Annotated in this window: 8 protein-coding genes and 1 tRNA gene; 6 read left to right on the top strand and 3 right to left on the bottom strand. The window is 64.7% G+C overall.

The window, feature by feature from the left end:
* Positions 1 to 5: 5 nt before the first annotated feature.
* Both BMX67_RS08365 and BMX67_RS08370 read right to left on the bottom strand, forming a co-directional pair.
* Positions 6 to 887, bottom strand: coding sequence for a LysR family transcriptional regulator (locus BMX67_RS08365; protein WP_090734005.1), 882 nt, complete (start codon positions 885 to 887; stop codon positions 6 to 8).
* Between the two features lie 104 nt (positions 888 to 991).
* Positions 992 to 3,043, bottom strand: a complete 2,052-nt coding sequence (locus tag BMX67_RS08370; protein WP_090734006.1) for an OmpA family protein — start codon at positions 3,041 to 3,043, stop codon at positions 992 to 994.
* A 200-nt stretch (positions 3,044 to 3,243) separates the two neighbouring features.
* Between BMX67_RS08370 and BMX67_RS08375 the strand changes: the two genes are divergently transcribed.
* Positions 3,244 to 3,317 (top strand) — tRNA-Arg (locus tag BMX67_RS08375).
* 19 nt (positions 3,318 to 3,336) lie between these two features.
* Here BMX67_RS08375 and pdxR read toward each other — a convergent pair.
* Positions 3,337 to 4,803 (bottom strand): MocR-like pyridoxine biosynthesis transcription factor PdxR, encoded by a 1,467-nt coding sequence (pdxR, locus tag BMX67_RS08380; RefSeq protein ID WP_090734008.1) that lies wholly within the window; start codon positions 4,801 to 4,803, stop codon positions 3,337 to 3,339.
* Between the two features lie 112 nt (positions 4,804 to 4,915).
* Between pdxR and BMX67_RS08385 the strand changes: the two genes are divergently transcribed.
* From BMX67_RS08385 to BMX67_RS08405, 5 genes are all read left to right on the top strand, one after another.
* Complete coding sequence (locus BMX67_RS08385) at positions 4,916 to 5,920, top strand: TRAP transporter substrate-binding protein (protein ID WP_090734010.1); 1,005 nt, start codon at positions 4,916 to 4,918, stop codon at positions 5,918 to 5,920.
* An 83-nt stretch (positions 5,921 to 6,003) separates the two neighbouring features.
* Positions 6,004 to 6,561, top strand: coding sequence for a TRAP transporter small permease (locus BMX67_RS08390; RefSeq protein WP_090734012.1), 558 nt, complete (start codon positions 6,004 to 6,006; stop codon positions 6,559 to 6,561).
* Positions 6,561 to 7,901 carry a TRAP transporter large permease gene (locus BMX67_RS08395; protein WP_090734013.1) on the top strand — a complete coding sequence of 447 codons (1,341 nt, stop codon included), beginning with the start codon at positions 6,561 to 6,563 and terminating at the stop codon, positions 7,899 to 7,901. Before BMX67_RS08390 ends, BMX67_RS08395 begins: the two co-directional genes overlap by 1 nt.
* Positions 7,902 to 7,917: 16 nt before the next feature.
* Positions 7,918 to 8,325: a nuclear transport factor 2 family protein gene (locus tag BMX67_RS08400; protein ID WP_090734015.1), complete on the top strand. Its 408-nt coding sequence runs from the start codon at positions 7,918 to 7,920 to the stop codon at positions 8,323 to 8,325.
* Positions 8,326 to 8,333: 8 nt separating this feature from the next.
* Positions 8,334 to 9,725, top strand: a complete 1,392-nt coding sequence (locus BMX67_RS08405) for an NAD(P)/FAD-dependent oxidoreductase (protein WP_090734016.1) — start codon at positions 8,334 to 8,336, stop codon at positions 9,723 to 9,725.
* Positions 9,726 to 9,834: the final 109 nt, after the last annotated feature.

The raw sequence follows: 9,834 nt of genomic DNA on the forward strand, positions 1-9,834 counted from the left end.
CGCGATCAGTGGGCGGCGGCATCCAGCGCGGCGCGGGTCACCTCGCGGCCGATATCCTCGTTCCGCTCGGGCATGAAACAGATCGCGAAATCCAGGTCGGGCAGGCGGGCGGCCTCGCGCGTCGGGATCTCCTCGATGCCGACATGGGGCCAGGCGCGGACGATGTCGTGTGGGATCGTTCCGATGCCGAAACCCTGCCCGACCAGATGCAGCACCGTCGCCAGCGAGGCCGACCCGTGCACCGCCACCGCCTGCCTGCGCCCCGGCGACAGCAGGTCCAGAACCCGCCGGTGGGGCAGGGTCGATTTCGGAAAGGACACGATCGGCTGCGCGGCAAGATCGTCGATGCCCGCCGGGTGGGGCAGGGAAAAATGCGCGGGTGCGGCGAACCAGCCAAGCGTCACCGGCGGCAAGGGCGACAGATGCACTCCGCGCGGTGCCTGATCGCGCAGCAGGATCGCCACATCCAGCACGTCATCGGTCAGCATCTGCGCCATCTGTTCCGAGGTGTCGACGGAAATCTCGAAGCGCAACAGCGGGTGGCGGGCGCGCAGATCCGTCAGCAGGCGGGGCAGGATGGTATGCGTCATCGTCTCGGCCACGCCCAGTCGCACGACCCCTGCCATGACGCCCTGTGTCAGTTCGTCCAGAATGCGGTCGCGTTGGGCGATGAGGATCTCGGCCTCTTCGACCAAGCGGCGGCCGGGGGCGGTCAGCCGCACGCCGCGTCCGTCGCGTTCGAAGATGGTGATGCGCATCCGGCTTTCCAGATGACGCACGCGACGCGAGATCGCCGATTGCGCCAGCCCCGTCGCGTCCGATGCCGCACGAAAGCCGCCATGGCGCACGATGGCGCGGATGATGTCAATGTCACGAAAGCCGAACATGCCCCGACCCTGAGCGCCTGTCGCAGGGAAGGTCAAGCCACGCCGGATATTGAAATGCCTGACGCGCGGGGGCGCGGCAGGCAAAACGGGCCTTGGGGCCGGGATCAGTTCTGGGCAGTCTGCATCAGATCGGTGATGCGACGCACCGCAGCGCGGCGGTTTTCGCGGATATCACCTTCCTGGCGGATTTTCGGGAACTGTTCGCCATAGCCCTGCACCACCATGTTTTCCGGCGGCACGTCGAAATATTCGGTCAGGGCCAGCGCCACGGATTCGGCCCGGCGGTCCGACAAGGCAAGGTTCGCCGCGTCCGAACCGACGGTGTCGGTATGACCCTCGATCAGAAAGATTTCGCGCGGGTTCTGGGCGACGGCGTCACGGATGACATTGCCCAGATTCGACAGTTCCTTGGCCTGGTCCGACTTGATCGCCGCCGAGCCGGTTTCGAATGTCACCGCATCGATATCGACCGGCGCCACCAGCGAACGGACCTGCGGGATGTCGCGGATCTGCGCCAGCGTAAAGCGGCGATCCACCTGCGATTCCCGCAGCAAGGCGTCGCGCAGGTCCTGCTCGTTCAGTTGCGTGGCCGAAACTGCACTGGTCTGTGCCGGGGCGGGCAACTGGGCGATGTCGACTGGCTCTGCCGTGGTGTCGTCGATCAGGCGGACCGATTGACCGTCTGCCGAAACAAGCGTCCGGCGCAGGACGCGCAGATCGGCGTCACGGATCGTGACGACCTTGCTGCCATCGGCGCGGGTCACCACCGTGCGCGACGAGCCGTCGTCGAAATTCTCGGTCGATACGGTCGAGCCGGGCTGACGCAGCAACGCGACCTCATCCTTGATGACCTGGCGGCTGCCGTCCTGACGGGTCACGACCACGCGGTCGGGGGTGCTGAGCTCGACCTGACGGTTGTTGTTCAGCATCGCGCCGACGGCGACCCCACCCAGACCCAGCAGCAGGGCCTTGGTCAGATCATTGTCGTCATCGTCATCTTCGCGCGTGGCCTGCTGCTGATTTGCGGCACCGGCCAGCGCATCGCGCAGATTTGCGGTGAAATCCTCGCCCGACGAGCGGCTGTTTTCCTCGGTCACCTGTTCCTCGGTGACCTCGCCGCCGGCCTCGTCGTCCAGCGCGGCTGCGGTGGGTGCCTGGGTGTTGTTGGCGGCTTCGGTTGCGGCCTCGGTTTCGGTTGCGCCCTGTTCCGGCGCCTGCTGCTCAGCCGCCTGTTGCTGGGTCGGTTTCGGCGCCGGGTCTTGCTGCTGTTGCGGCTTTGCGGCGGGCTTGGTCTGATCCGAATTTGCGGCTGCTTCTGCGGCCAGTGCCTCTTCAAGGCTGGGTTCTTCGGTCGGGGCCGCCGTCTCGGTCTGCGCAGGGGCGTCTGCCTCGGCCGGGGCGGGCTGAGCGTCGGTCACTTCGGGCTGGGCCGGGGTCTCTGCCTGTGCGTCCGGGGCTGCCGTTTCGGGCTGGTCCTGCTGGGCTTCTTCGGCCAGCGCCGCACCCAGATCATCCGCGGCCGGGTCTTCCGCGGCCTCGGGGGCTTCGGTCATCTCGGCGTCGGTTGCAGGGGCCTGTTCAGCGGGGGCAGGCTCGACCGGTGCCTCGGCCATGGGGGCGGCGGGTTCCGGTGCTTCGGCCTCTGGTGCCAAGGGCGCCTCGGCCTGAGCTTCTGGCTCAGCCTGCCGGTCCAGTTCCGCAGCCAGTGCATCTTCCAGTTCCTGAGCATCATCTGCGGCAGGGGCTTCGGCATTTTCTGCGGGCGCGGCCTCTGCGGCAGTGGGGGCGGGCGCTTCCGCCACCGGGGCGGGCGCCTCTGCGGCATCCGTCGTGGCGGGGGCTTCCGCGTCCGCCTCTGGCATCGCTTCGGCTTCAACCTCGGCGTCAGGCGTGGCGGGGGCGTCGGCTGCGGGCGCTGCCTCGGCCTCCATTGCCTCGGCGGCTTTTTCGGTCAGTGCCGCGGCCGGGTCGCAATCGGCACCTGCCTCGCAGGGCTGCGTGGCCTCGGGGATCTGTTCGGGCGCGTCGGCGGCGGGCTGCTGCTGCTGTTGTGCCTCGCCCTCTTGGGGGGCTTGCGCCTGTGCCATGACGGCATGCGGCGCCAACAGCGACAGACATGCCGCGATAGCTGTGGTGTTCTGGATAATGCGGCGCATGGCTGCTCCTCTCCTGCCAGAATGGCGTTGCGTGGCGTCACAACCACGAGGGTCGAGAGTGGTTCCAAAGTGCCGATCAAGCCTGCGTCATTCCGCCGATCCCGGCCAATGTACCGCGTGGGGGCAGGGCGTGCAGAAGACCGTGTCAACAGTCGCTTGCCCCAACGCGGGCAAGTGTTTAAACGTCGTCACGCGCACCTGGCCCCTTAGCTCAACTGGATAGAGCAGTCGACTTCTAATCGACAGGTTGAGGGTTCGATTCCTTCAGGGGTCGCGTGCGAGTTTTCGTTCCGTCAGGCAAAAGCCGCGCGGTCGATCAGGTCGATCCCGCGCGGGATGTCGGCCGCCTGGATCGAGCTGAATCCCAGACGGAACAGCGGGCAGGGATCGGGCGGGGTCTCGAAGAACACGCCGCCGGGTTCGATCAGCACGCTGTCCCTGGTCAGCCGATCCGCCAGTTCGATGCTTTCCAGCCCGTCGGGACCACGCAGCCAGATGCTGGACCCGCCCGAGGCGGCCGCGCCCTCGATCTTCAACGAAGATGCGGCAAGGGCCTGTTCCAGAATGGCGCGGCGTTCCTTCATCGCCTGACGCAGCCGGACGATATGGGCATCATAGTGACCAAGGGCCAGAAAATAGGCGGTGATGCGCTGTAGATGGCTGGGCGGATGGCGCAGCATGATGGACCGCAGCGCACGGGCCTTGGCGATCAGTTCCGCCGGGGCGACCATGTAACCGATGCGCAGGCCCGGAAACAGCGATTTGGAAAAGCTGCCCAGATAGATCACGCGGCCTTCCTGATCCAGCGACTTCAGGGCCGGGGCCGGGGGCGCCAGATAGGCCATCTCGAAATCATAGTCGTCCTCGATGATCAGAAAGTCGCGGTGGCCCGCCAGTTCGATCATCTCGCGCCGACGCGACAGGGGCATGGTCGCGCCCGTCGGAATGTGATGGCTGGGGGTCGCGATCACCAGGCGCGTGTTGCCTGGCAGATCGCAGGGCCGCATCCCGCGGTCATCGACCGGCATGAAAGTGGTCGGGCTTTGCGCGCGCCGGAGGGTTTCGGCGAAATCGGGATAGCCGGGTTCCTCAGTCACGGCCAGCCGGTCGGCGCGTGCCAGCAGCTCGACCGCCAGAAACAGGGCGTTCTGGGCCCCAAGCGTGACAAGCACCTCATCGGGGCGGGCGGTGATTCCGCGCCGGGGCAGCGTGTTCGAACAGATGTAATCCAGCAGCAGCGGGTCGTCTGCGCCGTAACGGTCGGCGGCCAGATCCCCGAAATCGCGGGTGCCAAGCGCACGGCGGGCGCAATCGCGCCAGGCCCCGTGATCGAACAGACTGGGATCGGCCTGCCCATAGATGAAGGGATAGCGGAAATCGCGCCAGTTCGCGGGCTTGCGGATGATCCGGCGCGGCATCTGGTGATCCGACAGCCATGTCCGCCAGTCCGGCGGATGCTCGTTCTGGCGAATTTCGGCGGTGCGCAGGCGGCGATGCGGCACGGTTGCCGCCACCGCGATCCCGGAACGCGGAATCGTCTGAAGATAGCCCTGCGCCACCAGATCCTGATAGACCAGCGACACCGTCATCCGCGACAGGCCAAGCGCCTGCGCCAGGTGACGGCTTGAGGGCAGGCGCGTCTCCGGTCGGGCGCGGGTTTCCAGAATTGCCCGCACAATGGCGGCGGCAAGCTGCCCCTGCAGCGTCGGCGCATCACTTTTGCGCAGAAAGATGATGTCGGGCGGGATACGGCTGTGCATCTGGACCTAACGACAGTTTCAACTGGACATATCCAGAAGCGCGGCAAGCTGCAACATTCCCGGCACAAACCACGCTGCGATCAACGCGGCTATTTGCAACAGGGAAAAACCGATGACATTCATGACTCGTCTTCTGACAGGATCGGCACTTGTCTTGGCCATGGCGATCCCCGCCGCCGCCAAGGAATACCGGATCGCGGTCGGAGATGGCGCTGGCGGCACGCAGGAAGCACTGGGCAAGGCCTTTGTCGCCGCGCTTGAAGAAAAGACCGGCGGCGAAATGACCGGCAAGCTGTTCCTGAACGGCCAGCTGGGCGATGAACAGGACACCGTGACCGCCGCTGCGACCGGCACGCTGGACTTCTCGATTCTGGCGATCAACAACATCACCCCGTTCTCGCCCTCGGTCGGCACGCTGACGCTGCCCTATGTGATTCTCAGCCAGGATGACGCCGAGGCGATCACCCAGGGCGAGGTCGGCCAGCAGATGATCGACCAGACCATCGAAGATGCGGGCGTGCGGATCATCGGCTGGGGCTATTCGGGCTTTCGCGTGCTGACCAATTCGAAACAGCCCGTGTCGACGGTCGAGGATCTGAAAGGACTGGTCGTCCGCGTTCCCAAGAACGAGATCATGATCGAAACCTACAAGGCCTGGGGCATCAACCCGACGCCGATGGCCTGGGGCGAAACCTTTGCCGCGCTTCAGCAGAAGGTCGTGGACGGGCAGGACAACCCCTACATGACCGTCTACGCGATGAAGTTCGACGAGGTTCAGAAATACATCACCGACCTGCACTATATCTTCTCGATCGAGCCGCTGATCGTCAGCGAGGCGCTGTTTGAAAGCCTGTCCGAGGAAGAGCAGCAACAGGTTCTTGAGGCAGGCAAGCAGGCCACCCAGGATTCGGCCGCCTTCCTGCGCGAGGAAGAGGCGAAGATCCGCGAGGAGCTTGTCAGCCGTGGCATGGAAATCAGTGCGCCGGCCAATGATGAGAAAGAGTTCATGGATCTGGCGACCGCAGCCGTCTGGCCGAAATTCTATGACCAGATCGGCGGCAAGGAAGTTCTGGACAATGTCCTGACCTCGCTGGGTCGCGAACCCGCGGCCGAGTGACCGGATGCGCGGCCCGGCCCGCGCATCCCCCCCTTTTCCTCGCCAAGTCCCTGATGTCTCGCCGCACCTTTCGGAGGCCCCTCATGCCTGCGCTCTGGTCTTTCCTCGACAGGTTCGAAAGTCACGTCTGCCGCATCCTTCTGGCCTGTTTCGTGACCCTGCTGTTCGTGCAGATCGTTGCCCGTCAGATCTTTGGTTTCTCGATCACCTGGATCGAGGAACTGTCGATCATCCTGTTCGTGTGGTTCGCCTATTTCGGTGCCGCCTATGCTGCGCGGATCGCGGCGCATAACCGTGTCGGCTTTCACCTGAATGCGCTTCCGCGAACCAAGGCCCGCATGGTCGAGGCGGTGGGCGATGCGTTCTGGATCGTCTTCAATCTGGTCTTCGTCTGGCAATCGGTCGAATTCATCAGCCGCCTGAAGCCCTTTGTGAAGGCCCAGACGCTTGGCTGGGAAATGCGCTATGTCTATCTGGCGCTGCCCATCGCCTTCACGCTGATGACGCTGCGGATCCTGCAGGTGAACTATCTGAAACTGGTGCGCGGCATCGATCCGACAGATCCCGACAAGGCCAGCGTGCAGGCCGCGCTGGAACTGGCCGAGGACGAAAAGCGCAACTTCGAGAAGGCGGATCGCTGATGGATTCCCTGCTGATCGAAATTCTGTTCGGCGCCTTTTTCGGGCTTCTGATCCTTGGCGCGCCGATCACCGTGGCGCTTGGCGTGTCGTCGCTGGCGGCGATGCTGTATCTGGGCGACAACCCGATCAAGATGGTGCAGATGGCGTGGTCCTCGGTCGGGTCCTTCCCGCTGATGGCGCTGCCTGCCTTCATTCTGGCCGGTGCGCTGATGGAGGCCGCGGGCCTGTCGCGCCGCCTGATCAATGTCGCCGAAAGCCTTGCCGGACCCTTCACCGGCGGCCTGTCCGCGGCAACCGTCGTGGCCTGCTTGTTCTTCGGCGCGATTTCGGGTTCGGGCCCGGCCACCACGGCCGCGGTCGGCATGCTGATGATCCCGGCAATGGTGCGCCAGGGTTATGGCCCCGGACACGCGGCTGCGGTGACGGCTGCGGCTGGCGGTCTGGGCATCATCATCCCGCCCTCGATCCCGATGGTGATCTATGGGATTTCCGCGATGGGCATGCAGCCGCCCCCCGAAGCGGTCGAGGCGCATGGCGCATTCCAGTCGGTTTCGATTTCCAAGCTGTTCATCGCCGGCTTCCTGCCGGGTGTGGTGATGGCGGGCGGCCTGCTGACCATCAACTATATCCGCTGCCGGCTGCGCGGGTTCCACGGCTCGGCCGAGCCGCTGTCGCTGCGCAAGGTCATGAAGGCCTGCTATCATGGGTTCTGGGCGCTGATGGCCCCCATGGTCATCCTGGGCGGCATCTATTCGGGCTTTTTCACGCCGACCGAGGCCGCCATCGTCGCGATCTTCTACACGCTGTTCGTCGGTGGGGTGATCTATCGCGAACTGGACCTGCGGCAGGTGATCAAGTCGCTGGACACCACAACCTGGCTGGCCGGTCGCGTGTTGCTGGTCCTGTTCACCGCGACCGTCTTTGGCCGCATCCTGGTCGAAAACGACGTGCCGGGGGTGATCGCGGGCGGCATCCTGTCGCTGACCGACAACCTGTATCTGATCTGGGCCATGGTCATCGGGCTGCTGCTGATCATCGGCATGTTCATGGAAACGCTGGCCGCGATCATGATCCTTGTCCCGGTGATGCTGCCTGTCGCCTACATGATGGGGATCGACCCGATTCATTTCGGGATCGTGATGATCTGCACCCTGTCCGTGGGCTTCCAGACCCCGCCCCTGGGCGAGAACCTGTTCATCGCCTCGGGCATCTCGGGCGTCTCGATCGAGCGGATCAGCCTGCGGGCCATTCCCTTCGCCCTCGCCTCTGTTTCCGCAATCTTCATCATCGCCATCTTCCCGGAAATCGCCCTGTGGCTGCCCCGGCTGATGGGCTACTGACCCAAGGAGTCCGCTTATGACCACGACCACCAATCGCGCCCTGACCGCCGACGATCTGAAGGCCACCTTCGACGCCTTCAACCGCCATGACATCGACGGTGTGATGACCCATTTCGCCGATGACTGCGTGTTCTTCACCGTCGCGGGCGACCATGAATACGGCAACCGCATCGACGGCAAGGACGCCATCGCCAAGGCCTTTGCCGGTGTCTGGACCGCGATGCCCGACGTGCAGTGGGCCGATCACAGCCACTTCATGTCCGAGGACGGCACCCGCGGCGTCAGCCAGTGGACCTTCCACGCCACCAATCCCGACGGCACCCGTATCGAAGTGCAGGGCGCCGATCTGTTCCGCATCCGCGACGGCCAGATCGTCGAGAAGCAGGCGATCCGCAAGCAACGCCCCGCCGTGCCTGCCAAGTGAGGGACGCCATGGAAACAATCGAAAAAAGGGCTGGGTCGGTGCCGTTCGACCCGTTCTATGATCCCATGACCGCGCCCAGGCTGGGACCGGGCAGCGATTATGCGCCGACCTACTGGATCGGCACGGCAGGCCAGATCCCCGAAGATGACGGCCCCGTCACCGGCGACATGGATGTCGACGTGGCGGTGATCGGCTCGGGCTATACCGGCCTGTCGACGGCGATCCACCTGGCAAAGAACCACGGGATCAAGGCCACCGTCCTCGAGGCGAATGGCGTTGCCTATGGCTGTTCCACCCGCAATGGCGGGCAGGCGCAGATCAGCTCGGGCCGGTTGAAGCGCAGTCAGTGGATTCAGCGCTGGGGTCTGGGCACCGCCCGCGCCCTGCATGACGAGGTGGTCGAGGCGTTCGATCTGTTCCGCGGCCTGATCCGGGATCATGCCATCGACTGCATGCCGCAGGATGGCGGGCATTATTACATCGCGCACAAGGCTTCGGCCATGCCGGGACTGGTCAGCGAAACCAAGCTGCTGAACGAAACCTTCGGCTATGGCGCGCGGATGCTGGACCGTCAGGAACTGCATGACACCGTGGTCCGCGATCAGGAAGGCCACGGCGCCATGTGGGAACCCGACGGTGTCGGCATCCACGCGGCCAAGCTGGCCTTCGGTTATCTTCGCGTGGCCCGCGAACTGGGCGCGACGGTGCATCCCGACAGTCCGGTGCAGGGCTGGCAGCTGAAGGATGGCATTCACCATCTGCGCACGCCGGGCGGCACCGTCCGTGCGCGCCGGGTGGCCGTGGCGACGGCGGCCTATGCGCCCCGCCCGCTGCATCCGCGGCTGAAGGACCGGCTGATGCCGATCATGTCGAACAGCATCGTGACCCGTGTGCTCAGCCCGTCCGAACTGGACGAGATCGGCATCAAGAAACTGTCGCCGCTGACCGATACGCGCACGCTGCGTCACTATTACCGTCTGCTGCCCGACAACCGGCTGCAGATCGGATCGCGCGCCGCGATCACCGGCCGCGACGCCGCCAACCCTGCGCATCTGAATGCCCTGCGCGAGGGCATGGCCCGCAAGTTCCCCATCCTGAAGGGGATCGAGCTGGACTACAGCTGGTGGGGCTGGGTCGATGTCAGCCATGACATGATGCCCCGCATCACCGGAATGCCGGATCTGCCGGGCGCCTTCTATGCGCTTGGCTATGGCGGCAACGGGGTCATGTATTCGGCCATGGCGGGTCGCCGCATGGCGCAACTGGTCGCGGGGGAAACGCTCCGCGCCCTGCCGATCTTCAACACGGAATTGCCGCATGAAGGGTGGAAGACGCCCTTCCGGCGGCTGGGCCAATGGGGCCTCTACCAGTTCTACCATTTCCGCGACGAACGTAAGTAAGGAAGCGAACAGCCATGAAGATGACGACAGAGGAAGCCTTTGTTAAGGTTTTGCAGATGCATGGTATTGAGCATGCATTTGGGATCATTGGTTCAGCGATGATGCCTGT

The sequence above is a fragment of the Paracoccus homiensis genome, assembly GCF_900111675.1.
GTDB lineage: Bacteria > Pseudomonadota > Alphaproteobacteria > Rhodobacterales > Rhodobacteraceae > Paracoccus > Paracoccus homiensis.

Coding starts and splice junctions, on each gene's coding strand:
- BMX67_RS08365 (WP_090734005.1), bottom strand. CDS start 887: ATGTTCGGCTTTCGTGACATTGACATCATCCGCGCCATCGTGCGCCAT.
- BMX67_RS08370 (WP_090734006.1), bottom strand. CDS start 3,043: ATGCGCCGCATTATCCAGAACACCACAGCTATCGCGGCATGTCTGTCG.
- pdxR (WP_090734008.1), bottom strand. CDS start 4,803: ATGCACAGCCGTATCCCGCCCGACATCATCTTTCTGCGCAAAAGTGAT.
- BMX67_RS08385 (WP_090734010.1), top strand. CDS start 4,916: ATGACATTCATGACTCGTCTTCTGACAGGATCGGCACTTGTCTTGGCC.
- BMX67_RS08390 (WP_090734012.1), top strand. CDS start 6,004: ATGCCTGCGCTCTGGTCTTTCCTCGACAGGTTCGAAAGTCACGTCTGC.
- BMX67_RS08395 (WP_090734013.1), top strand. CDS start 6,561: ATGGATTCCCTGCTGATCGAAATTCTGTTCGGCGCCTTTTTCGGGCTT.
- BMX67_RS08400 (WP_090734015.1), top strand. CDS start 7,918: ATGACCACGACCACCAATCGCGCCCTGACCGCCGACGATCTGAAGGCC.
- BMX67_RS08405 (WP_090734016.1), top strand. CDS start 8,334: ATGGAAACAATCGAAAAAAGGGCTGGGTCGGTGCCGTTCGACCCGTTC.